Annotated in this window: 20 protein-coding genes and 1 pseudogene; 8 read left to right on the forward strand and 13 right to left on the reverse strand. The window is 57.7% G+C overall.

The window, feature by feature from the left end; genetic code table 11:
- Positions 1-98: 98 nt before the first annotated feature.
- Together EQV93_RS04815 and EQV93_RS04820 are read left to right on the forward strand one after the other, a co-directional pair.
- Entirely contained in the window at positions 99-1,235 is a 1,137-nt protein-coding gene (locus EQV93_RS04815) for a TIGR03364 family FAD-dependent oxidoreductase (RefSeq protein ID WP_240890962.1), read from the forward strand.
- Entirely contained in the window at positions 1,232-1,789 is a 558-nt protein-coding gene (locus EQV93_RS04820; protein WP_240890964.1) for a phosphonate degradation HD-domain oxygenase, read from the forward strand. The genes EQV93_RS04815 and EQV93_RS04820 overlap by 4 nt, the downstream gene beginning before the upstream one ends.
- A 38-nt stretch (positions 1,790-1,827) precedes the next feature.
- Here the strand turns inward: EQV93_RS04820 and EQV93_RS04825 are convergent, their stop codons facing one another.
- Positions 1,828-3,192: a GTPase/DUF3482 domain-containing protein gene (locus EQV93_RS04825; RefSeq protein ID WP_146385602.1), complete on the reverse strand. Its 1,365-nt coding sequence runs from the start codon at positions 3,190-3,192 to the stop codon at positions 1,828-1,830.
- Positions 3,185-4,567 (reverse strand): DUF2868 domain-containing protein, encoded by a 1,383-nt coding sequence (locus tag EQV93_RS04830; RefSeq protein WP_240890966.1) that lies wholly within the window; start codon positions 4,565-4,567, stop codon positions 3,185-3,187. The genes EQV93_RS04825 and EQV93_RS04830 overlap by 8 nt, the downstream gene beginning before the upstream one ends.
- 89 nt (positions 4,568-4,656) lie before the next feature.
- Here EQV93_RS04830 and EQV93_RS04835 point away from each other — a divergent pair, with 89 nt between their 5' ends.
- Positions 4,657-5,169, forward strand: a complete 513-nt coding sequence (locus EQV93_RS04835; RefSeq protein WP_240890968.1) for a dihydrofolate reductase — start codon at positions 4,657-4,659, stop codon at positions 5,167-5,169.
- A gap of 28 nt (positions 5,170-5,197) precedes the next feature.
- Here the strand turns inward: EQV93_RS04835 and epsC are convergent, their stop codons facing one another.
- From epsC to EQV93_RS04855, 4 genes are all read right to left on the reverse strand, one after another.
- Positions 5,198-6,124 (reverse strand): serine O-acetyltransferase EpsC, encoded by a 927-nt coding sequence (gene epsC / locus EQV93_RS04840; RefSeq protein WP_240890970.1) that lies wholly within the window; start codon positions 6,122-6,124, stop codon positions 5,198-5,200.
- Between the two features lie 94 nt (positions 6,125-6,218).
- Positions 6,219-7,601: a M16 family metallopeptidase gene (locus EQV93_RS04845; protein WP_240890971.1), complete on the reverse strand. Its 1,383-nt coding sequence runs from the start codon at positions 7,599-7,601 to the stop codon at positions 6,219-6,221.
- Positions 7,602-7,690: 89 nt separating this feature from the next.
- Positions 7,691-9,349: a Na/Pi cotransporter family protein gene (locus tag EQV93_RS04850; RefSeq protein ID WP_122786253.1), complete on the reverse strand. Its 1,659-nt coding sequence runs from the start codon at positions 9,347-9,349 to the stop codon at positions 7,691-7,693.
- A 306-nt stretch (positions 9,350-9,655) separates the two neighbouring features.
- Positions 9,656-10,963, reverse strand: a complete 1,308-nt coding sequence (locus EQV93_RS04855; protein WP_240890972.1) for a CitMHS family transporter — start codon at positions 10,961-10,963, stop codon at positions 9,656-9,658.
- 274 nt (positions 10,964-11,237) lie between these two features.
- Between EQV93_RS04855 and rph the strand changes: the two genes are divergently transcribed.
- Positions 11,238-11,960 carry a ribonuclease PH gene (gene rph / locus EQV93_RS04860; protein ID WP_122786255.1) on the forward strand — a complete coding sequence of 241 codons (723 nt, stop codon included), beginning with the start codon at positions 11,238-11,240 and terminating at the stop codon, positions 11,958-11,960.
- 35 nt (positions 11,961-11,995) lie between these two features.
- Positions 11,996-12,364: a DUF4870 domain-containing protein gene (locus EQV93_RS04865; protein ID WP_146385592.1), complete on the forward strand. Its 369-nt coding sequence runs from the start codon at positions 11,996-11,998 to the stop codon at positions 12,362-12,364.
- Between the two features lie 415 nt (positions 12,365-12,779).
- Here EQV93_RS04865 and EQV93_RS04870 read toward each other — a convergent pair whose 3' ends face one another.
- Together EQV93_RS04870 and EQV93_RS04875 are read right to left on the reverse strand one after the other, a co-directional pair.
- Positions 12,780-13,166: a hypothetical protein gene (locus EQV93_RS04870; protein ID WP_122786257.1), complete on the reverse strand. Its 387-nt coding sequence runs from the start codon at positions 13,164-13,166 to the stop codon at positions 12,780-12,782.
- 529 nt (positions 13,167-13,695) lie between these two features.
- On the reverse strand, positions 13,696-14,475 hold the full coding sequence (locus EQV93_RS04875; RefSeq protein ID WP_122786258.1) for an exodeoxyribonuclease III: 780 nt from the start codon (positions 14,473-14,475) through the stop codon (positions 13,696-13,698).
- An 82-nt stretch (positions 14,476-14,557) separates the two neighbouring features.
- Here EQV93_RS04875 and pyrE point away from each other — a divergent pair, with 82 nt between their 5' ends.
- Complete coding sequence (gene pyrE / locus EQV93_RS04880; RefSeq protein WP_122786259.1) at positions 14,558-15,199, forward strand: orotate phosphoribosyltransferase; 642 nt, start codon at positions 14,558-14,560, stop codon at positions 15,197-15,199.
- 72 nt (positions 15,200-15,271) lie between these two features.
- Here pyrE and argB read toward each other — a convergent pair whose 3' ends face one another.
- The 4 genes and pseudogenes from argB to coaBC form a co-directional block, all read right to left on the reverse strand.
- Positions 15,272-16,177 (reverse strand): acetylglutamate kinase, encoded by a 906-nt coding sequence (gene argB, locus EQV93_RS04885; RefSeq protein ID WP_122786260.1) that lies wholly within the window; start codon positions 16,175-16,177, stop codon positions 15,272-15,274.
- A gap of 26 nt (positions 16,178-16,203) precedes the next feature.
- Positions 16,204-17,580, reverse strand: a pseudogene (locus tag EQV93_RS04890) (phosphomannomutase/phosphoglucomutase); the annotation flags it as partial.
- A gap of 329 nt (positions 17,581-17,909) precedes the next feature.
- Positions 17,910-18,365 (reverse strand): dUTP diphosphatase, encoded by a 456-nt coding sequence (gene dut / locus EQV93_RS04895; protein WP_122786262.1) that lies wholly within the window; start codon positions 18,363-18,365, stop codon positions 17,910-17,912.
- 5 nt (positions 18,366-18,370) lie between these two features.
- Positions 18,371-19,579: a bifunctional phosphopantothenoylcysteine decarboxylase/phosphopantothenate--cysteine ligase CoaBC gene (coaBC, locus tag EQV93_RS04900; RefSeq protein WP_122786263.1), complete on the reverse strand. Its 1,209-nt coding sequence runs from the start codon at positions 19,577-19,579 to the stop codon at positions 18,371-18,373.
- A 123-nt stretch (positions 19,580-19,702) separates the two neighbouring features.
- Between coaBC and radC the strand changes: the two genes are divergently transcribed.
- Positions 19,703-20,377, forward strand: a complete 675-nt coding sequence (gene radC, locus EQV93_RS04905) for a RadC family protein (protein ID WP_122786264.1) — start codon at positions 19,703-19,705, stop codon at positions 20,375-20,377.
- A gap of 3 nt (positions 20,378-20,380) precedes the next feature.
- Here the strand turns inward: radC and EQV93_RS04910 are convergent, their stop codons facing one another.
- Complete coding sequence (locus EQV93_RS04910; RefSeq protein WP_240890973.1) at positions 20,381-21,967, reverse strand: ABC transporter substrate-binding protein; 1,587 nt, start codon at positions 21,965-21,967, stop codon at positions 20,381-20,383.
- Positions 21,968-22,417: 450 nt separating this feature from the next.
- Here EQV93_RS04910 and rpmB point away from each other — a divergent pair, with 450 nt between their 5' ends.
- The gene (rpmB, locus tag EQV93_RS04915) at positions 22,418-22,651 is read left to right on the forward strand and encodes a 50S ribosomal protein L28 (protein WP_019410280.1); all 234 of its coding nucleotides are present in this window, start codon (positions 22,418-22,420) and stop codon (positions 22,649-22,651) included.
- The last annotated feature ends 10 nt before the right edge of the window (positions 22,652-22,661 follow it).

Below are 22,661 nucleotides of genomic sequence, written 5' to 3' on the forward strand. Positions count from 1 at the left end.
CCGAGGGAGTGACTCAATCGTGTGTACGACCCATATCTGCGCCCTCTCCCTCTGGGAGAGGGCTGGGGTGAGGGTCGTGGTTATTCAAGGACTTCAACATGCCCCACTCGCAATCAATCCTTATCGTTGGCGCAGGCATTCTGGGGTTGTCCCACGCATTCGCTGCCGCCAAACGGGGACTCAAGGTTCAGGTTTTCGAGCGCACCGGTACGCCACTGGGTGCCTCAGTGCGTAACTTTGGCCAGGCATTGGTCACCGGCCAGCCGCCGGGCGAAATGCTCGATCTGGCCCGTGCCAGCCGCAGCATCTGGGCCGAGTGGTCGCGCCACGCGGGCTTTGATCTCAAGCGTAACGGCTCGTACCTGTTCGCCCGCACTGAAGCTGAAGAACACGTGCTGGAGGCATTTTGCCAAGGCCGGGCGCGCGAGTATGACTACCGTGTCGAGCTGCTGCGCGGTGCCGAGCTCAATACCCTTTACGACGGCCGGTTCAATCATCACCGGGCCGCATTGCACGGCCTTGACGACCAACTGGTGTATTCACGCGAAGCCATCCCGGCGCTGGTCCACTACCTGCAACGCGAGCTGGGGGTGGAATTCCACTTCTCGACCCTGGTCCGCGACGTTGAGCCGGGACAGGTTCACACGACGGCAGGCCGCTTCCATGGTGCACAGGTGATTGTCTGTGCAGGCCACGACTACCTGACGCTCTTGGCCGAACCGCTGGCCAGGCTCAACCCGCAGACCTGTCGCCTGCAAATGCTGCGGGTGCGCCCCAAGGTCGAACTGAACCTGCAGCATGCGTTGCTGACCGGGCTTAGTTGCGTGCATTACGGTGCGTTTGCCGACTTGCCGCAAGCAGCGGCCGTGCAGTCGGAAATCCTGCGTGACAGCCCTCATCTGGATCAGCACGGCATCCATCTGCTGGTCAGTCCCACCCCTTATGGTGATCTCATCATCGGCGATTCCCATGATTACAGTCGCGATTCCTCACCGTTCAACGGCGAACAGGTCGATAACTGGATGCTGCAACTGTGTGAAGAGACCCTTGGTTGCGAAGTTCAGGTGATTGAGCGTTGGCAGGGTGTATACGGCGCTCGGGGTGCCAAGCCCTTCACGTGTCTGGACGTTGAGCCGGGGTTGAGTGCTGCGCTGATGCAAACGGGGGTTGGCATGAGTGTCGGGCCTGCGATGGCTGAGGCTCATATCGCTCGCCTGCTGGGAGAAAGCGCATGACGGCTGCGCAGCACGTGGTTGAAGCCGTTTTTGGGTTGTATCAGCAACACGGCGCTGAAGATTACATCGGCGAGCCGGTGTCACAGATTGAGCACATGTCACAGGCCGCGCAGCTGGCGCTCGATGAAGGCTGTGATGATGAAGTGGTGTTGGCGGCTTTTTTTCACGATATTGGGCACTTCTGTGGCGATGAGACACAGAACATGGGCGGATACGGGGTGGTCAGTCACGAGCGCTTGGGCGCGGATTATCTGCGTCGGGCAGGGTTCAGTGAACGGGTTGCCAGACTGGTGGAATATCACGTGCAGGCCAAGCGCTATCTAACCCTGCGGCAACCCGGCTATTACGCGCTGTTGAGTGAAGCGAGTGTTCGCACCTTGGCGTATCAGGGGGGAATCATGACTGAAGCCGAGGCGGATGCGTTCGAGCGTGACCCGTTGTGTGCTATCAGTTTGCGAATGCGGGCGTGGGACGAGCAGGCCAAGCAAGTGCACGTGCCGTTGATTGATCTGCACATGCTCAAGGACAAAGCCCTGCGCCTGCTTACTCTGTAGCCGCAGCCTTCGGCAACGGCTACGCAAAAGTGGCGATGCTATATCTGTTGTGCCAATGCCTCAATCTGCTCCTGTCGCTCGGCCTGACTTAGCTTGGGATGCGGGTTGAGCGACGACCATTGCGGGTGTGCCCTGGCTTTTTTTAACGCCTCGGGCAGTTTGCCTTCGCGCCAGGTTTTGTCCTCAGGCGTAGCCACTTTGATGCTGTCTACCGCCGCATGCCCGCGCGCATTCAGCGCATGCAGCAATTGACGTTGGCGCAGGGCCAGCAAGCGCAGCACGCTGTCGTCCACGGTCAATTCCCGTTGGCCCTTGAGTTTGCCAAGCAGGCGGCTGCCATAACTGCGCGCGGTTTGCAGCGCGCCCCCGGCAATTGCACCCGCCAGTGCGGCGGCGCCCAGTGTCAGACCACCGACCATCAAGTCCACACCCGCGCCAGCAGCGGCACCCGCGGCAACGCCGCTGCCTACACGCACGCCCAATTGCTTGAGGGTTTCAGGGTTGAACAAATCGTTGCCCCAGCGTCCGTCCAGCAATGGCAGGTCGCTAGCCGAGGCGTCATTGGAGCGAAAGCCATAGAGTTTGAGCAAGGCTTCAACACAGCGTTGTTCGCGCTGGCGCACGGCTTCGCGCAGTTGATTGATCGCCTGTTGTTCAATGGCCTTCTCGCTGGCCACGCTGCGGCGACAGGCCGCGCAGTCGATCAACAATTCGGCAATCAGGCGCAAGGCGCTGCGCTTGCGGGCTTCGCGCTGTGCTTCCTGGTCGGTCAGCAAGCGCTGCAAGGCGTCCCGAGAATGCTCCAGCAACAGGGCGAGGCTTTCATATAAACGGCGCTCGCCATCTTCAGGCGGGGCCACGCTGTCAAACCGCACCAGTGCATGCAGGCCCAGCCGGGCCAAGGCGTCACGCCACTCCGGCTCGCGGTGCTGCGGGCTGCTGACGAAGTTGAGCACGGGCAGTAGCGGCTTGCCGCAGCTGGACAACACGCTCAATTCGTCGCGGTATTTAGCCAGCACTGGCTCGCGGGCATCGATCACATACAGGCCAGCATCAGAGGCCAACAGTTGGCGCAGCACTTTGGCTTCTTGCTCAAAGCGCTGACGCGCCTCGCTGCCGTCGAGAAAGCGGGCCACCCGTGCCGGGCCATCAAGCCGCTCGCCGGGGCGGTCGAGGCGTTCCAGATAGTCGAGCAGCGCAATGGCGTCTTCCAGCCCCGGTGTGTCGTAGAGCTCCAGCAGCGGTTCACCGTCCACTGATAGTCGTGCACCCTCAACATGACGTGTGGTGCTGGGGCGATGGGACACTTCACCAAAGCCAACATCACGGGTCAGGGTGCGCAGCAACGAAGTTTTACCAACGTTGGTATGGCCCACCACGGCCAGCGTAAGTGGTTTAGTCATGACCCTTCTCCAACCAGTTCAACGGAGCGCTGGCGGCGTACGGCAGCCCTAGCTGTTCCAGTGCAGTGTGCCAGTCGCTCAGGCGATCAGCGTCCAGCGCCTGGCCGGGCGGGGCTTGCAACAGCCAGACGCGTGTTTCGCTAGCGCTGCGGGCCAGCTCACCCATCAACGCCAGACTGCCGCGGTCCGGTGAGCGGCGCGGGTCGCAGGCGATGGCCAGTCGGCTTGGGGGAAAGCGGGTCATCTGCTCCAGCAGCTTTTGTCGCGATTCGCGGCTGTCGAGGATGCCTGCGTCCTTGACCGTTGCGGGGAGTTGGGGCGGCCACGGGTGCTGATCGTCCAATTCAATGGCCACGATCAAGGCGCCATCGGTTTGCAGGTCACTGCTACCGGCGCTCACGTTATGCAGGTGGTCGGGTGCGATATCGTTGACGCCCAGCCGTTCACTGCTGGGCATCAGGCGCTCGCGTAACGGGCTGTAACCGGGCAGGTTGAGGTCCAGTTGCAGCGCCTGGCGCCCGCTTTTCCAGCGCCACAGACAGAAGGCTGCCAGCAACAGACGGGGCATCACGCCGTATATCAGCACCACACCCACCAACCAGACCGCCCATGCCTGACGCACCACTTCATTGTTGTAGAGGGCGGTGTCATTGCTGACGCGGATCATCTCCACGGTCGGCACGCTGAACCCCAGCCAGTTCGGCAGCGCCCCCAGTGCGCGGGTGGCGGCGACGAAGACGTCCGCACCGAGAATGGTGGTTTCCCAGATAAAGCCGTAGCGCCGGGTCGCCATCAACAAGAGCATCATCACCAGGGCGCTGAGCATCGCCAACAGCCACAGGCCATTGACCAGTGCGCCGAGTGCCCAGCGATTGAGCTTGCGCCGTTGCAGCAACAGTACTAATGCGGGGCCCAATTGCGCCGCCTTGGCGTCACGCGCAAGCTTTTCGCTCAGCCATAACCACAGTCGGCCCAGGCTGGCACCGTGCTCCCCGGCAAACAACACGCCGAGCGCCCAACTGACCAGCAGAATCAGGTTCAAGCCCAGCAAGCTACCCAGCGCCCAGAAGACGTTAACGGGCGCTTTGCCATCGCCCAGCGCAGCAAAAGCCAGCCCGGCACCGCTGACAACGGCCACTATGGCCAACACCAGCAAGGCCAGCCGTGCGCCTTGCAACCAATGCTGCATGGCGTCCAGCAAACCATCGCGTTCGGCCAGCCACAGGGCACGGTTTTGAATACGTGTGGGCAAGTCTGCGCCACTGGCGCGGGCATGGCGATTAGCTTCAAGGTCGTCCAGCGGGCCGGCGTGTTCTTCACGCAGACGCACGGTTTCGGTCAACCAAAGGCGTTGTAATGGGGAGAGTTGAGTCACAGGCCAGTCCATTCAAGTGAGCCATGAGCATAACCGCTGTTAGTCAGGCGGGGTACTGCGGGTGCGGCTGGCTCTGGTATTCTCGCGCCATGAAAAAAACACTCCCTCTTAGCCTGATCGCGGCCCTTGCTGAAAACCGCGTGATTGGCGTCGATAACAGCATGCCGTGGCATTTGCCTGCGGATTTCAAATATTTCAAAGCTACTACGCTGGGCAAGCCGATCATTATGGGTCGCAAAACCTGGGATTCGCTGGGCCGCCCATTGCCGGGTCGCTTGAATCTGGTGGTCAGTCGTCAGACCGATCTGCAGCTTGAAGGTGCCGAGGTGTTTGGCTCTCTGGAAGCTGCCATTGAGCGCGCAGAGGAATGGGCTCTAGAGCAGGGCGTCAGCGAAGTGATGCTGATTGGTGGGGCGCAACTGTACAGCCAGGGTTTGGCGGATGCCGACCGGTTGTATTTGACGCGGGTGGGCCTGAGCCCGGTGGGCGATGCGTGGTTTCCTGAGTTTGATCAGGCGCACTGGACGCTGGTGTCAGAAGAATTGCATGCAGCGGCCGATGGTAAGCCCGCGTTCAGCTTTGAAGTGTGGGAAAGGGCTTAAGCAAAAGCCCCTCGCCCACGGCGCTGTTTTATTTCTGTGTGCCGTCATCGTGCAGCAAGTTGGCCTGGGTCAGGTTGCTGCCTGGGGGCACGCTACGGGTCAGCCACACATTGCCGCCAATCGTCGATCCTTGCCCGATGGTAATGCGCCCCAAAATGGTCGCACCGGCATAGATCACCACATCATCCTCAACAATCGGATGGCGTGGATGCCCCTTCTGTAGTTGCCCTGATTCATCGGCCGGGAAACGCTTGGCCCCTAAGGTCACTGCCTGATAAATCCTTACCCGCTCGCCAATGATCGCGGTCTCACCAATCACGACACCGGTTCCGTGGTCGATAAAGAAACTGCGGCCAATCTGTGCCCCGGGGTGAATGTCGATACCGGTGGCCGAATGAGCGATCTCCGCACTGATGCGCGCCAGCAGCGGCAGCCCGGCACGGTACAGATGATGAGCCAGCCGGTGATGAATCACCGCCAGAATCCCCGGATAGCACAACAACACTTCATCGACGCTGCGCGCTGCCGGGTCGCCGTGGTAAGCCGCCAGTACGTCTGTGTCCAGAATGCTGCGCAGTTCGGGCAGGGCCAATGCAAAGTCCTGAATCAACAGCGTCGCGGTTGCGTCCACGCCATCATCGGGCAGACCGCCCTGACGCGCTACGTAACGCAACTCCAGCCGCGCCTGAATCAGCAACGCATTAAGCGCGACGTCGAGCGTATGGCCAACGTAGAAATCTTCGCTTTCTTCACGCAGGTCAACCGGCCCCAGACGCATCGGAAACAAGGCGCCGCACAGGGCTTCCAGAATGTCTGCCATTGCCGCACGCGAGGGCAACTCACGGCCGCCCAACTCACCGCTGACGCGCCCGTTTTGCGTGCGCCACTGGTTACGTGCCGAGCGCAGTTGGCTGACGATGGTTTGCAATTGCCAAGGATGGGAACGATCACTCACGATGCATACTCCGCACACTGGCGGCTGATTTGAACAGCCGCGAATGGCAATTATTTTACGGTATCAAAGCGTTTCAGGTTGTGACAATTAGTGCTCAGTGCCGACGATGGCGCCACACCCGCCAACTCAGGGTCAGCACCAGGATGACCCCCAGAGCCCCCAAAATGGCCAGGCTCAGGCTGTTGTAACTGAACATAGGCTTCTCGATGCGCACATACCCCGGTTCAGCGAACAGCTCACGCATGGCAACGTTGGCCTGATCAAGGCTGATTGCCTGTAGCTGCTTGGCCGGATCGCTAAAGTGGCCGTCTTCGTAGTCGCCCAGCGAGGCCCAGTAATAATCGGCCAGCGCGCTGTTACCTTGCGACGCCCACGCCTGGCGAGAAACGGCCGCGTTTTTGAGGCGGGCAAATATTTCAGGGTTGAGGCCATTCTTCAGCAGGTTCGCCTTGAGTTGCGCAACGACGTCACGGGCGCGGGGGACATCGTCGCGCTCCAGGTCCGCATTCAGGCTCAAAAAGCCGACCCCTCCGAACACTTCGCGCTCAGCCCAAGGCCCATACGACAGTCCCTGTTTGAGCCTTAGCTCGCTGTACAACGCCCACTCCAGATAATCCCTGAGCAGGTTCCACGTGTCGTCACTTTGGCCCTCAATGACGGGTTCGGGCAGTAACCAGTGGAGTTTGGCGGTATTGCCCACCACCCCACGGATCAGCACCCGCTCGGCATCGGCCTTGGCATCAATCGCCGCAAGCGGTTTGTGCTCGCTGGGTTCCACCGGTTCGAGAGCGCCGTAGGTGCGTTCCAGGTAGGCCGGCAGCAGGCGATCCAGATCACCCACAATGATCAGCGTCATGTTGTTGGGGGCGTACCAGTCTTGACGCACCGCTTGAAGTTGCTCGCGGGTCAGGTTGTGCACTTCGGCGCGCTCGGCGCATTTGAGACCTAACTCAACTGCCAGCTGATTACTGGCGCTGTGGCCCAAGTCCTGTCGATCGAGCCAGCGTTGCAGGTGCGAATAATGGCCACCGTCCTCACGCTCAACCACGTGCTTGGCTTCGATGATGCGCTGCTCTGTCAGCGGGGTACGCGTGAGCAGACCCAGCAGCAGGTCGAGCACTTTTCGTTGGTTTTTGGCCGGTGCTTCAATCACAAAGGTGGTGTCGGCATGACTGGTAAAGGCATTCCATTCACCGCCCAGGGCTTGCATGCGTTCTTCAAGGCCGCCTTCGCCGGTGTCGTCAGTGCCGCTGAACAGCAAGTGCTCCAGCAGATGCGGCAACTGTTGCTCTGCGCAGCTGAAGTCGTCCAGCCCTACGCCGACGACCAACCGGATGGCCACGTGCCCGCGCTCGCTGCCCGGCTTGAGTATCAGTTGCAAGCCATTGGGGAGCTGGTAGCCCTCCACGCTGTAACGATCGAGTGCATAGCTTTTGGCGGTGCCCAGCAACAGGCAAATTAACAGCAGGCAACGCATAAAAAATCCCTGAATCCCTACGGGGTGGTCAAACAGACTGTGCAGGTTAGTCGCTGCTTACAGACTGACAACGTCCCGGCCTGCAACGTTCACGGCGAATGTTGAGTGTCCGCCGTTTCATTAAGCTCCAGCGCGCCGATTTCAGAGGTTTCAAGCACCACATAGGCACTGCCGCAAAACAGCGAGTTAAGGCGCTGCATATCGGCGATCAGTTCAAGATGCACAGAACTGGTCTCGATACTTTGTGTGATTTTTCGTTGCAGGCGACTGACGTGAGCGTGGGCCAAACGCCGTTCTTGTGCACGAAAGCGACGTTTCTCGCGCAGCAGTTGGCGAGCGCTGTGCGGGTCTGAGTTGAGAAATACCGTCAGTCCCAAGCGCAGGTTTTCGATCAAGTGTGTTTGCAGGCCCACCAGCTCTTCAAGCCCGGTTTCAGAGAACGCCCGGCGCTGTGACGTTTTCTGCTGCTGGACTTTACGCAGCATCCGTTCGATCAGGTCACTGGCGAGTTTGAGGTTAATCGCCAGTTCGATAATTTCGGCCCAGCGTCGACTGTCCTGCTCGCTCAAGTCCTCGCGGGGCATTTGCGCCAGATAGAGTTTGACGGCGCTGTAGAGCACTTCGACCTCATCGCTGAGGGTGCGCATTTGCTGGGTGATCGCTGTTTGTTTACCGCGCAGTACGTCGAGCATATTGACCAGCATGGTGTCGATCACGTCGCCAATGCGCAGGGTTTCACGCACGGCGTTGGTGAGTGCCAGGCTGGGTGTGTCGAGTGCAGCGGGATCAAGATGGCGGGGCTTGATGACGCCATTGGTTTGTTCGCGCTCGGGCAGCATCCAGGCGCACAGCCGGGCCATAACGCCAACGGTGGGCAACAACAAAAAGCACCGCGCCGTGTTGTAGAGCAGGTGAAAGCCGATCACCAGCTCTTGGGCGCTGTAATTGAGGCTATCCATCCATTCAACCAGCGGATCAAGCACCGGCATGATCAGCAGTAAACCGATCAACTTGTACAACAGGCTGCCCAGCGCTACTTGCCGGCCCGCCGCGTTTTGCATGTTCGTACTGAGCAGGGCCAGCACGCCGCTGCCGATGTTGGCGCCAATCACCAGGCCGATGGCCACGTGCAAGCTGATCACCCCCGCGCCCGCCAGGGTTGCGGTCAGCAGCACGGCCGCCAGGCTTGAGTAGGAGACCATCGCGAAAAGTGCTCCCACCAAGGCATCGAGCAGCAAGTCGCCGGTGAGTGAGGCGAAAATCACCTTCACGCCTTGGGCGTGGGTGATGGGGCCTGCGGCTTCAACAATCAGTTGTAGCGCAAGAATGATCAGCCCAAGACCGATACCGACGCGGCCCAATTGCCCGGCGCGGGTCTGCTTGCGTGAGAGAAAGAAAATCACCCCGAGAAAAATCAGCAGCGGCGACAGCCATGAAAGGTCGAAAGTCAGCACCCGCGCCATTAACGCGGTACCGACATCAGCGCCCAGCATGGTTGCCAGCGCGGGGGTGAGCGCCATCAGCCCTTGGCCGACGAAGGACGTCACCAGCATGGCCGTGGCGTTACTGCTTTGCACCATGGCCGTCACGACAATGCCTGCGACAAAGGCAAACATGCGTTTGGAAACATTGCGCCCGATGACATGACGCAAGTTGGTGCCGTAAACCCGCAAAATGCCGGTTCGTACGATATGCGTGCCCCAGATCAGCAGGGCCACAGCGGAAAGTAAATTGAGCAGGGTCAGCATGCTGGCTCCCTGTGATGGATGTGTCGAAGGATCAGATAGCTGCGGGGAATTCCTACAGATGTTTCTTAAGATGTAGTAGGCAAACGAGCATAGCGCCAGCTTCGCATAGCTGGCGTGCTCTTGAAACATTTCTGAAATATATTGCCAGTACGACATTCCGTAGCAGCTGCCGCAGGCTGCGTTCGGCGACAGCGTCGCCGTAAAAAAACAGAAGCCTCAGCGTGTCGGTAGAACCGAGCGCTCTGTATTTACGGCCGCTTCGCAACCGAACGCAGCCTGCGGCAGCTGCTACGGGTTCGTGTGGGTTTAAAGCGTACTGAACAATGGAAAGGTGCCCAGCAGCAATGCCGCGACCATGATGCACAGGCACACCAGAATCGCCCATTTGAGGGTAAATCGCTGGTGATCGCCAAATTCGATACCGGCCAGCGCCACCAGCAAGTAGGTCGAAGGCACCAACGGGCTCAGCAAATGCACGGGCTGCCCGACAATGGACGCACGGGCCATTTCGGCGGCGGTAATTCCATAATGACTGGCGGCTTCTGCCAGCACCGGCAATACCCCGTAGTAGAACGCATCGTTGGACATGAAGAAGGTGAACGGCATGCTCACCAACGCGGTAATGACTGCCAGATAAGGCCCGAGCGCGGGCGGGATAACCGCCAGCAAGCTTTTGGACATAGCGTCTACCATGCCCGTGCCGGACAGGATTCCGGTAAAAATACCCGCCGCAAAAATCAACCCGACCACGGCCAGCACACTGCCCGCATGGGCCGCGACCCGATCCTTTTGCTGTTGCAGGCACGGATAGTTGACGATCATGGCAATGCTGAACGCAACCATAAACAACACAGGTAAGGGCAGCAGACCCGCAATCAAGGCCATCATCAAGGCAAGGGTCAGCGCACCGTTAAACCAGATCAGCTTCGGACGGCGTGCATCCGGGAACTGCGAGACGCTGATTTCGCTGTGATCGACGTCATCGCCTTGCAGGTGCAACTCGCCCAGGCGGGCACGTTCGCGCAGGCCATAACACCAGGCGATGGCCAGAATGGCCGCACAGCCCGCGAGCATGGCCGGGATCATGGGTACAAAGATGTCGGATGGATCAACGTGCAGCGCACTGGCAGCGCGCGCAGTAGGCCCGCCCCACGGGGTCATGTTCATCACGCCCCCGGCCAGAATGATTAACCCGGCCATGATCCGCGGGCTCATCCCGATACGGCTGTAGAGCGGCAGCATGGCCGCCACGCAAATCATGTAGGTGGTTGCCCCATCGCCATCCAGAGACACCACCAGCGCCAGCACGGCGGTGCCCACGGCAATTTTCAGCGGGTCGCCCTTGACCAGTTTGAGTATTTTGCGCACGGCCGGATCAAACAGGCCGGAGTCGATCATCAAGGCGAAGTAGAGGATGGCGAACATCAACATCACCCCGGTAGGGGCGAGTTTGGTGATGCCTTCAAGCATCATCGGGCCGATTTTCGGGGCAAAACCGCCGAACACGGCGAACAGGATAGGCACCAGAATCAAGGCGATCAGCGCCGAAAGGCGCTTGGTCATGATCAGGTACATGAACGTAATGACCATGGCAAAGCCAAGGAAGGTCAGCATAAAGTCACCCTTATTATTGTTGTGGGTTTGGCGCTGACTGCGTGAGGCAATGCAGTTCAGGCCGGCCGGTCTTATGCCGGTGATGACGGGATGTTAGAGGGGAATGCTTTCAGCCAGCTTTCGCAGATGAAATATCTGATGCAGTTCAGGCCGTTTTCGATGCGCAAAGGGGCGTATAGCTGCGGCCAGGGGCGGCGGGTGCTTTTAGGCGTGTTCTATGAAGCCATGCCCTTTATAATGCTCGACAGTTTTCCGTCCCGTACAGGTATCCCACATGAAACGTCCAAGTGGTCGCGTTGCCGATCAGCTGCGCTCGATCCGCATCACCCGCAACTACACCAAACACGCAGAGGGTTCTGTACTGGTCGAGTTCGGTGACACCAAAGTCATCTGCACCGTCAGCGTCGAGAATGGCGTGCCGCGCTTTCTGAAAGGCCAAGGCCAAGGCTGGTTAACCGCCGAGTACGGCATGCTGCCACGCGCCACCGGTGACCGGAATCAGCGTGAAGCCAGCCGCGGCAAACAAGGCGGGCGCACACTCGAAATCCAGCGCCTGATCGGCCGTTCCCTGCGCGCCGCACTCGATATGTCCAAGCTGGGCGACATTACCCTGTACGTCGACTGCGACGTAATCCAGGCGGATGGTGGCACGCGCACGGCCTCGATCACGGGTGCCATGGTGGCGCTGGTTGACGCCCTCAAAGTCATTAAGAAACGTGGCGGCCTCAAAGGTGGCGACCCGATCAAGCAAATGATTGCAGCGGTATCGGTGGGTATGTATCAAGGCGTGCCTGTGCTTGACCTCGACTACCCTGAAGATTCGGCAGCCGAGACCGACCTGAACGTGGTCATGACCAGCAGCGGTGGTTTCATTGAAGTTCAAGGCACTGCCGAAGGCGCGCCGTTCCAGCCTGAAGAACTGAACGCCATGCTGGCATTGGCACAAAAAGGCATGAACGAGATTTTCGCTCTGCAGCAAGCTGCATTGGCGGACTGATTGCCCAAGCCTTCAACCCCTATCTGGAGAACGCCATGAACGAGCTGGACCTTTCAAAACCCGAACCGAGCCGCGACGCTCGTAAATGGGCCATGTTTTGTCACTTCTCGGCGTTCCTGGGGATGTGGTTCCCGTTTGGCAGCCTGATCGGGCCGCTGATCGTGTGGCAGCTCAAGCGCGACAGCGACCCCTTCATCGACGACCAAGGCAAGGAAGCCCTGAACTTCCAGATCACTGTGGCGATAGCTTCGGCCATTTGCTACGTGCTGATGTTCGTGCTGATCGGCTTTGCCTTGCTGGGGCTGGTGCTGATTGGCGCCGTCGTACTGGTGGTAATTGCCGGGGTCAAGGCTAATGACGGAATCGCTTATCGCTATCCCTTCACGTGGCGACCGATCAAGTAAAGGTTACTGCGCGGTTCCAGACAAAAAGGCCCACGCAGGGGCGCACTGCTGTTTACTTAAGACACTGACCGAAGTGTTTTGCTGTTCAGTGCTGCGGTGAAGTCCAAGAAAAACGGCGCTTACTCATTTTTGGGTAGGCGCCGTTTTTGCTTTAGTGAACAGCGTTGCACGCTGAGGTGAGCTTATAAGTCAGTAAGAGCAACAACGATTGCTGCCGTTAAACAACGGGCAATGGAGCCTCTGACAGATGTTCCTGTAGAACTGCGCCCGCAGTTGCACGTCCAGCGATGCCCCAACCCCCCCCGCCTCGGTAAATTTCACTTTCCGGCAAGCCTCAGCATCACCTGTTACCCACACGTCCTTGCCGTCTACGACACCTTCAACACTTGTTCAGTCGGCCCGAAAACATCCGAGATTACCTCAGCCAATCAAAGACTTTGCGAGTCAGAAATAACAATACGGATGAACTCATAATTACAATGCCTCCCCATTGCAAAACCACTAACTTCCGCTTGAGCAGAGTGGGAAATAAGCTTATATCCTCAGCACTGGCACGGCCTCTTTTAATGTAAAAGTCAGGAAATGTAAGAACACTCGAAATACTGCCCACAAGCAGTACTCTCCCCCAAAGACTGCCTTGCTTTAATTGTGTCAACGTCGTGACTGTCGAAGAGTTTTCAAGGTGCTTCAACATTAAATTCAAATGTGTATAAGCAATACGAAGTGCAATAACAATCCAAATAATTGCACCTATAACCAGTATTCCACCTAAAAGGCCAAACACTATTTTTTCAATGCTCATTCAACGATCTCATAAATAAGTTCGCCCGCGTCTTCGCCTACCATACCCAGAGTGACACCTTCGGCAAGAAACCCACTCCCAACAACCAGCACACCACAAACCAATGCCCCAACACCAACCGTTGTCACACCGATACCTAGACATAACCCAGAAACGGTTGGTGCTGTTAAATCCGCAATTTGAAGCATTTCAGCGGGACGCGGGGGGCGGAGACCGTCGGGTCCAATCCCAGCCGTTCGCGATCATCTCGACGAATAAGTCTCATGTACATAGCGTATGTCCTTAATAAAGTGCCGGAGACACCGCGACCTCTACAGGCCTAACCGATGAAGTCCGCGGACTGTATCGGGCAGCTTTATTAAGTTGCTATCAGCCATTTCCCTTAATTTGGCAGGCTGTTTCCTGGTATGTAGGCACTGTATCCCTCAACGCCACAGCATGACCGCCGGATCACTCGGGCCCGACAAATTCGGCATACAAAAAAGGCCCGTATCTTCCGATACGGGCCTTTTTTTGACGGCGAAAACACTTAGATAGTCAGTGTCCAGTCGTAGTCAACGATCAGCGGCGCATGTTGCGAGAAGCGTGGCTGACGCGGCAAACGAGCGCTTCTGACAAAGCGGCGCAGGCCCGGCGTCAACAACTGGTAATCGAAACGCCAGCCCAGATTGAGCATCTCGGCCTGTTCGTTATCCGGCCACCAGCTGTACTGGTCGCCTTCGCGGCTGACTTCACGCAGGGCATCGACATAGCCCATGTTGCCGACAATCTCATCCATCCAGGCCCGCTCAGGCGCCAGGAAACCAGGAGATTGCTGGCCGTCACGCCAGTTCTTGACGTCGAGTTTCTGTTGCGCCACATACAGCGAGCCGCAATAGATGTACTCGCGACGTTTGCGGCGCTGTTTATCCAGATAGCGTGCAAAGTCGTCCATTAACTTGAATTTTTGATTCAAGTCTTCATCGCCATTCTGCCCCGAAGGGAGCAGCAAGGTCGCGATGCTGACCTTGTCGAAATCAGCTTGCAGGTAGCGCCCGTAGCGATCCGCCGTTTCGAAGCCAAGCCCCGTGATGACGGCTTTCGGCTGCAACCGCGAATACAAAGCCACGCCACCTTGGGCAGGAACTTCAGCTTCGCAGGCATAAAGAAAGTAGCCATCCAGCTGGTAGGCCGGATCGTCCAACTCAAAGGCGGAGGCGCGGGTGTCCTGCAGGCAAATAACGTCGGCATTCTGAGCTTGCAGCCAACTGAGCAAACCGCGCTCGACTGCCGTCTGAATGCCATTAACGTTCACACTGATGATCCGCATAAATGGCCCCAAAAATCACGTGCGTGTATGATACACGCCGTCATACTAATTAGCTAAATCCGTGGTATCCAGGGCCTTTTTCATGCAAACGTATCAGCGCGACTTCATCCGTTTTGCCATTGATCGCGGCGTTTTGCGCTTCGGTGAGTTCACCTTGAAGTCCGGGCGTACCAGTCCTTACTTCTTCAATGCCGGTTTGTTCAACACCGGTTCAGCGCTGGCTCAACTGGGGCGCTTCTATGCCGCCGCGATCGTAGACAGCGGTATTTCCTTCGACGTGCTATTTGGCCCGGCTTACAAAGGTATTCCTTTGGCGGCGACCACGGCTGTGGCATTGGCGGAACATCACGAACGCGATATGCCGTGGTGTTTCAACCGTAAGGAAGCCAAGGCTCACGGCGAAGGCGGCAGTCTGGTTGGCTCTGCGCTTGAAGGCGACGTGCTGATCATCGACGACGTGATTACGGCGGGCACCGCCATCCGTGAAGTCATGCAGATCATTCAGGCCCAAGGCGCAAACGCAGCAGGCGTACTGATTGCCCTGAACCGTCAGGAGCGTGGCAACGGCGAGCTGTCGGCCATTCAAGAAGTTGAGCGTGACTTCAAAATTCCGGTCGTCAGCATTGTTTCGCTCAACCAGGTACTGGAGTTTCTGGCCCAAGACGCAACACTCAAACAGCACCTCCCAGCGGTAGAAGCCTATCGCGCGCAGTACGGGATCTAACCCGCACAGCAAAACACCGCACACAAAAAAGCCCCCGCCCGGAATGTCCGGACGGGGGCTTTTTTACATGGGTTATGCAGGTTTGCTGTTGGTAATCAGCGTACCGACACCGGTGTCGGTAAAGATTTCCAGCAGTACCGCATTGGGTACACGGCCGTCGACGATGTGCGCGGTGGTCACGCCACCTTGTACCGCCTCCAGTGCGCAACGGATTTTAGGCAGCATGCCACCGTAGATGGTGCCATCGGCAATCAGGTCATCGACCTGCGCGGTGGTCAGACCGGTCAGCACTTTGCCTTCTTTGTCCATCAAACCGGCAATGTTGGTCAGCAGCATCAGCTTTTCGGCCTTCAGCGCTTCGGCAACTTTACCCGCCACCAGATCGGCGTTGATGTTGTAAGACTCACCATTCTCGCCCACGCCAATCGGTGCGATCACCGGGATGAAATCACCCTTGGTCAGCATGTTTAGCAGATCAGTATTGATACCGACCACTTCACCGACATGACCAAAATCGATGATTTCCGGGGTGGTCATTTCTGGCGTCTGGCGAGTCACCAGCATTTTTTTGGCGCGAATCAGCGTGGCATCTTTACCCGTCAGGCCGATGGCGCTACCGCCATGGCGGTTGATCAGGTTGACGATCTCTTTGTTGACGTGACCGCCCAGCACCATCTCAACCACGTCCATGGTTTGCGAGTCGGTCACGCGCATACCGTCGATAAAATGGCTCTCGATGGACAAACGCTTGAGCAGATCACCGATTTGCGGGCCGCCACCATGAACGACCACCGGGTTGATACCCACAGCCTTCATCAGCACGATGTCGCGGGCAAAGCCGGTTTTCAGCTCATCGTTCTCCATCGCGTTGCCGCCGTACTTGATCACCAGCGTCTTGCCGACGTAACGGCGAATGTAGGGCAGCGCTTCGGACAAAACCTTGGCGACGTTGGAGGCGGCATCACGTTCGAGGGTCATTCAGGGCTCCGGTATTACAAAGTCGATCAAAACGGTAGGGAGAGGTCAGGTGCCACACGCTTTAATTGAGCGTGAAAAACATCCTTGATACGTTGCAGTTCGGTCTCGGACTCAGCCTCAAATCGCAGCACCAGCACCGGGGTGGTGTTGGATGCGCGAACCAGGCCCCAGCCGTGCGGGTAGTCGACGCGGACACCATCAATAGAGGTCAGCTTGGCGTCGTCACCCCATTGAGCGTCGTGCAAGGCGTCAATGATGCTGAATTTGCTCTCATCCGTCACATCGATATTGATTTCTGGCGTAGAAATATCGTTCGGGAAGGTCTCAAACAGTTCTTCGGCGCTCATTTGCTGCTTGCTGAGCACTTCCAGCAGGCGGGCCGCGCTGTAAATACCGTCATCAAAGCCGAACCAGCGCTCTTTGAAGAAAATATGCCCGCTCATCTCGCCGGCCAGCAAAGCTCCGGTTTCTTTCATTTTCTTTTTGATCAACGAATGACCGGTCTTCCACATCAGGGGACGGCCGCCATATTCTTTGATCAGAGGGGTCAGAAGACGCGTGCACTTCACATCGAAGATGATTTCGGCGGCCGGATTACGTGTCAGCACATCCTGGGCGAACAGCATCAACAAACGATCAGGGAACACCATCGTGCCCGTATTGGTCACCACGCCTACACGGTCGCCGTCGCCATCGAAGGCCAGCCCGAGATCAGCGTTGGTTTCTTTGACCTTGGCGATCAAATCCACCAGGTTTTCAGGTTTGCCCGGGTCCGGGTGATGGTTGGGGAAGTTGCCATCTACCTCGCAGAACAGCGGTATCACTTCACAATTCAACGCTTCGATCAGTTGGGGCGCGATGACCCCGGCCGCGCCGTTACCGCAGTCGACCACCACCTTCAGGCGTTTGGCCAGCTTGATGTCTTGGGTAATTTCATCGAAATAGCGCGGCAGAATATCGACTTGGGTGATGCTGCCTTCGCCTGAGGTCAAATCATTGGTTTTAAGGCGGGTATGCAGCGCCTGAATCTGCTCGTTGGCCAGTGTGTCGCCCGCGATGACGATTTTGAAACCATTGTAGTTCGACGGGTTATGGCTGCCTGTGAGCATCACCCCCGACTTGCCTGCCAGCACGTTCGCGGCGTAATACAGTGCGGGTGTTGGCACCAGGCCCACATCGCTGACGTGGCAGCCGCTGTCCGCTACACCTTGAATCAAACGCTCAACCAGTTCCGGGCCAGATAAGCGGCCGTCGCGCCCTACCGACACATTGGGTTCGCCCTGAGCCAAGCTCTGGGAGCCGATGGCCCGTCCTACCCAGTAGGCAGTTTCAGCAGTCAACGTGGTCGGCACGACGCCTCGAATGTCGTAGGCGCGAAAGATACTGTCAGGGAACTTCGGTGCAACCGTAGCTGGACTGCTCATTACAGGGGGACTCCATTGTCTTTCAGAGAATTCAATCGACGCGTTGAAACGATCAGGCGCGCTAAAACGACTGGGCGTTACGGCCTGCAATCACGGGGGTGAAGGTAGGCTGTTGAACGCAAACTGAAGGTTTGGACGGTGTTTTGGCGCGAGAGTTCGAGAGGCCATTTGGCATCACTGGGCTTATGGCACAAGGCTGCCATTGAATTCGAGGCTGAAAAAGGTAACCCCATCCGGGCGAGAATCATCCTGAATTAACCCGTCAGACACATCCGCTCAGGCAGGGCGCCCGAGCGGATACTTCACAATCAAAGCTTGCCGGAGTGCCCGAAACCGCCGGCGCCACGTTGGCTTTCGTCAAATGCTTCAACCATCTCAAAGTGTGCCTGTACGACCGGCACCAGCACCAACTGAGCGATGCGCTCACCGATGGTGATGTTGAAGGCGGTCTGACCACGGTTCCAGCACGACACCATGAGTTCGCCCTGGTAATCGGAGTCGATCAGACCGACCAGGTTACCCAGCACGATACCGTGCTTATGGCCCAGGCCCGAGCGCGGCAAGATCAGCGCCGCGAGGCCCGGATCACCAATGTAAATCGACAGGCCAGTGGGAATCAGCAGGGTTTGCCCTGGCTCCAGCACCGTGTCCTGTTTGAGCATGGCGCGCAGGTCAAGGCCCGCGGAGCCGGGTGTGGCGTACTGCGGCAACGGAAATTCGTTGCCAATGCGTGGGTCGAGAATTTTTGCTTGTAAAGCGTGCATACGAGTTAAACCTGGTTCAGACGTTCGGCGATAAAAGTGATCAGCTGGCGGGCAATCTTGCCCTTGCTGGTCTGGGCAAACACAGTGGCGTGCAATTGACGATCAATCACGCTGCACGCGTTCTCTTCGCTGTTGAAGCCAATGCTGGGGTTAGCCACGTCATTGGCGACAATCAGGTCAAGGTTCTTGTCCTTCAGCTTGCGCGCAGCGTAATCGAGCAAGTGCTCGGTTTCTGCGGCGAAGCCGACACTGAATGGACGGTCAGGGCGTGTAGCAATGGTGGCCAGGATGTCGGGGTTGCGCACCATTTGCAGCAACAGGCCGTCACCTTTGGTAGGGTCTTTCTTGAGTTTTTGCGGGGCGACGACTTCTGGGCGGTAATCCGCGACGGCAGCCGAGGCAATAAACACGTCACACGGGATCGCTGCTTCACATGCCGCGAGCATGTCGCGGGCACTGACGACGTCAATGCGGCTCACCCGATCCGGGGTCGGCAAGTGCACCGGGCCTGTAATCAGGGTCACGCGGGCACCGGCCTCAACCGCCGCTTCGGCGAGGGCAAAGCCCATTTTCCCCGAGCTGTGGTTAGTGATGTAACGCACCGGATCGATGTTTTCCTGCGTCGGTCCAGCGGTAATCAGCACGTGTTTGCCGGTCAACAGCTGGCGCTGAAAGCACTCTGCTGCGCAATGCACCAGATCATCGGCTTCCAGCATGCGTCCAAAGCCCACGTCGCCACAGGCCTGGCTCCCGGAGGCCGGCCCAAACACGCGCAAGCCGCGGCTTTGCAGCAATTGAGTGTTGGCTTGCGTGGCAGGATCACGCCACATGGCCTGATTCATCGCGGGCGCAATGGCAACCGTGGCATCAGTGGCGAGCACCAGCGTGGTCAGCAGATCATTGGCCAACCCTTGGGCAAGACGTGCGATCAGGTCAGCGGTCGCTGGCGCGATAAGCACCAGATCGGCCCACTTGGCCAGCTCGATATGACCCATGGCGGCTTCTGCCGCCGGGTCGAGCAAGTCCAGATGAACGGGGTGACCGGAAAGGGCCTGCATGGTCAGGGGGGTGATGAATTCGCTGCCGCCGCGCGTCATCACAACGCGGACTTCGGCGCCTTGATCCAGCAGACGACGAACCAGCTCTGCACTCTTGTAAGCCGCGATGCCGCCGCCGACGCCCAAAACAATGCGTTTTCGATACAGCCGCTGCATAGGCCTGCCTTTTAGTTCGATGATGACTGCGCGGAAAATGGCCAAATGCCACGCAAAAATGATGGGCTAAGATAACACAGCGCCTGCCAGGGAACAGCGGGCGACCACTCACACGGAGGTGTTATGAGTATCAGAGATTGGCCCGCGGCCGAACGACCGCGCGAGAAACTTTTAGAGCATGGATCATCCAGTCTTTCTGATGCCGAGCTATTGGCAATCTTCCTGCGCACTGGAGTCTCAGGCAAAAGCGCTGTTGATCTGGCCCGCCATCTACTCAATGAGTTCGGGAGTCTGCGGGCTTTGCTGGAGGCAGACTTAAGCTCATTTTGCCGACCGCTTGGGCTTGGGCCAGCCAAGTTCACCCAATTACAGGCCGTCCTCGAAATGGGCCGTCGTCACTTGGCTGAGCGCTTGCGCCGTGATTGCGCACTGGAAAGCCCGCAGGCGGTTCGAGACTTTCTCACCTCACAAGTGCGCCATGAACAGCATGAGGTGTTCGGGTGTCTGTTTATGGACACCAAACACAGAATGCTAGCCTTTGAGGTGTTGTTCCGGGGCTCTATCGACAGCGCCAGCGTGTATCCGCGCCAAGTGGTCAAGCGAGCCCTTGCGCACAACGCCGCGGCAGTGATTTTCTGCCATAACCATCCGTCAGGTATTAGTTTGCCCAGCGAGGCCGACCGCACGCTGACTCAGCGCCTCACCGAGGCACTGGATTTGATTGAGGTGCGAGTGCTTGATCATTTTATTGTTGGCGAAGGCCAGCCGCTTTCAATGGTTGAGCACGGCTGGATGTAAGGATTACGGTTTGACGCTGACGGTCGAAAAATCCTGTCTGCCAAACGGGTTCACCTGATAACCCTGTACGTTTTTGCGGGTGAGCGCGTAAGCCGTTGGGTGTGCCAGGGGGAGCCAAAGCGCTTGTTGCTGAATCAGCCCTTGAGCTTTTTGATACAGCGCGCTGCGTTTGTCCTGATCGGTGAGGGTTTTGCCCTCGCTGATCAAACTGTCCAGCGTTTTGTCGCAATAACGCGCAAAGTTAGTCCCGGACTTCACGGCTGCGCAGGAAAATTGCGGTGTGAGGAAGTTGTCCGGGTCGCCGTTATCCCCGGCCCAGCCCATAAACAGCAAGTCATGCTCGCCGGCCTTGGCACGGCGAATCAATTCGCCCCATTCAATCACCCGAATATCAGCCTGAATCCCAACTTTGGCCAAGTCAGCCTGCAATAACTGCGCACCCAGGCTTGGGTTGGGGTTTAGCACGCTGCCTGTTGGGCGTGTCCAGATGGTTGTTTTGAAACCGTCCTTGAGGCCCGCCTTGGCCAGCAGTTCCTTGGCTTTTTTCGGATCGTAAGCGTACCCCGGCAAGTCCTTGGCATAGCTCCAGGTGGTGGCCGGGTAGATGCCGTTAGCCGCCTGAGCGCTGTTTTCAAACACGGCTTTAAGGTAGGTGTCTTTATCGAATGCCAGGTTGATCGCTTGACGCACTTCAGGTTTGTCCAGCGGCGGATGCTGGCTGTTGATGGCCACAAACGCAGTCATAAAAGCGGGGGTCTGAGCGACGCTTAATGCCGGGTCTTTGGAGGCGCTGTCCACGTCCAGCGGTTTTGGCGAAAGGGCTATCTGGCATTCGTTCTGACGCAGTTTTTGCAGTCGTACGTTGGCATCTGGGGTGATGGCGTAAATCAGCCCGTCAACCGAAGGTTTGCCCGCGAAATAATCAGGATTGGCCTTGTAGCGCACCACCGCATCTTTCTGAAAACGAGAGAACACAAATGGGCCTGTGCCAATTGGCTGGCTGTTCATCAGCTCAGGGGTGCCAGCCTTGAGCAGCTTGTCGGCATACTCGGCTGAATAAATCGAGGCGAAACCCATGCTCAGAGCGGGCAGGAATGTGGAGTCTGGATGGCTAAGGGTAAAGCGCACGGTGAGCGGGTCAGGTGTCTCGATTTTTTTGACCAGTGCTGGCAACTGCAAGGATTGCGCGTGAGGGAAACCGCTTTGGGCAACCTTGTGCCAGGGGTTGGCGGGGTCCAGCATGCGCTCAAAGCTGAAACGCACATCTTCGGCGTTCAGTTCCCGGCTTGGGGTGAAATATTTAGTGGTGTGAAATTTGACCCCGGGGCGCAATTTGAAATCGTACACAAGGCCATCAGAGGACACTGACCAGCTTTGCGCCAGCCCCGGCACCAACTTGCCCGTTTGCGCGTCAAAGTCCACCAGCCGGTTCATCAGCACGTCTGCGGAGGCATTGGTGGTGGTAAGCGAGTTGTACTGCACCACGTCGAACCCTTCTGGGCTTGCCTCGGTGCAAACGGTCAATGGGGCCGCGTGAACCCACGGGCTCAAGCACATTGTCAGCAAAAAGGGGGCGGCAGCGAGGCGCATGGTGTGTTTCCTTTGCAAGTCGATGGGGCCCATCTGCGAGTGCAGTCTGGAAAAGTCCTACCGTAGTGTGCAGGTAGACAAATGACTACCGTTTTAACGCGTAATCTGTGGCATCCCTGCGTAGCCAGAATTTACGCAGCACCCTTGGCCTTGCCCAATTCGGACTGAAAACTTTCATCTCGCGACGAGCGGTAGTAGATAGCCGGACATAGGCTTTAGCGCAGATTGGCGCTAGAATGCGCGCTAAATTAATTACAGCAAATCACATCGCTTGTTGTTGCTCTTTAGTCTTTCTGGTATAAAGCAGCGCTCTTTTCTAGGGGCCCGGTTCCTGCGTTTGTAGGTGTAGCCGGTAAGACCCTTAAAGAAACGCGGCGCCTGGCGCCATGACTGAGAGATTAAGCGGCCAACCCATGCCGGGTTGGGCATGTGGTTTTAGAGGGCTGAGGCATGTCGAGAGTCTGTCAAGTTACCGGTAAGGGTCCGGTGACTGGGAATAACATTTCCCACGCAAATAACAAAACCCGTCGTCGTTTCCTGCCGAACCTGCAGCATCACCGCTTCTGGGTTGAAGAAGAGAAACGTTTTGTTCGTCTGCGCGTATCTGCTAAAGGCATGCGTATCATCGACAAGCGCGGCATTACTGTCGTGCTGGCCGAAATCCGCCGTGCTGGCAAGATCTAAGGGAGCTAAT

It is taken from the genome of Pseudomonas sp. TMW22091, from assembly GCF_022496705.1.
GTDB lineage: Bacteria > Pseudomonadota > Gammaproteobacteria > Pseudomonadales > Pseudomonadaceae > Aquipseudomonas > Aquipseudomonas saxonica.

Coding starts and splice junctions, on each gene's coding strand:
- EQV93_RS04815 (WP_240890962.1), top strand. CDS start 99: ATGCCCCACTCGCAATCAATCCTTATCGTTGGCGCAGGCATTCTGGGG.
- EQV93_RS04820 (WP_240890964.1), top strand. CDS start 1,232: ATGACGGCTGCGCAGCACGTGGTTGAAGCCGTTTTTGGGTTGTATCAG.
- EQV93_RS04825 (WP_146385602.1), bottom strand. CDS start 3,192: ATGACTAAACCACTTACGCTGGCCGTGGTGGGCCATACCAACGTTGGT.
- EQV93_RS04835 (WP_240890968.1), top strand. CDS start 4,657: ATGAAAAAAACACTCCCTCTTAGCCTGATCGCGGCCCTTGCTGAAAAC.
- EQV93_RS04845 (WP_240890971.1), bottom strand. CDS start 7,601: ATGCGTTGCCTGCTGTTAATTTGCCTGTTGCTGGGCACCGCCAAAAGC.
- EQV93_RS04850 (WP_122786253.1), bottom strand. CDS start 9,349: ATGCTGACCCTGCTCAATTTACTTTCCGCTGTGGCCCTGCTGATCTGG.
- EQV93_RS04855 (WP_240890972.1), bottom strand. CDS start 10,963: ATGCTGACCTTCCTTGGCTTTGCCATGGTCATTACGTTCATGTACCTG.
- rph (WP_122786255.1), top strand. CDS start 11,238: ATGAAACGTCCAAGTGGTCGCGTTGCCGATCAGCTGCGCTCGATCCGC.
- EQV93_RS04865 (WP_146385592.1), top strand. CDS start 11,996: ATGAACGAGCTGGACCTTTCAAAACCCGAACCGAGCCGCGACGCTCGT.
- EQV93_RS04870 (WP_122786257.1), bottom strand. CDS start 13,166: ATGAGCATTGAAAAAATAGTGTTTGGCCTTTTAGGTGGAATACTGGTT.
- EQV93_RS04875 (WP_122786258.1), bottom strand. CDS start 14,475: ATGCGGATCATCAGTGTGAACGTTAATGGCATTCAGACGGCAGTCGAG.
- pyrE (WP_122786259.1), top strand. CDS start 14,558: ATGCAAACGTATCAGCGCGACTTCATCCGTTTTGCCATTGATCGCGGC.
- argB (WP_122786260.1), bottom strand. CDS start 16,177: ATGACCCTCGAACGTGATGCCGCCTCCAACGTCGCCAAGGTTTTGTCC.
- dut (WP_122786262.1), bottom strand. CDS start 18,365: ATGCACGCTTTACAAGCAAAAATTCTCGACCCACGCATTGGCAACGAA.
- coaBC (WP_122786263.1), bottom strand. CDS start 19,579: ATGCAGCGGCTGTATCGAAAACGCATTGTTTTGGGCGTCGGCGGCGGC.
- radC (WP_122786264.1), top strand. CDS start 19,703: ATGAGTATCAGAGATTGGCCCGCGGCCGAACGACCGCGCGAGAAACTT.
- EQV93_RS04910 (WP_240890973.1), bottom strand. CDS start 21,967: ATGCGCCTCGCTGCCGCCCCCTTTTTGCTGACAATGTGCTTGAGCCCG.
- rpmB (WP_019410280.1), top strand. CDS start 22,418: ATGTCGAGAGTCTGTCAAGTTACCGGTAAGGGTCCGGTGACTGGGAAT.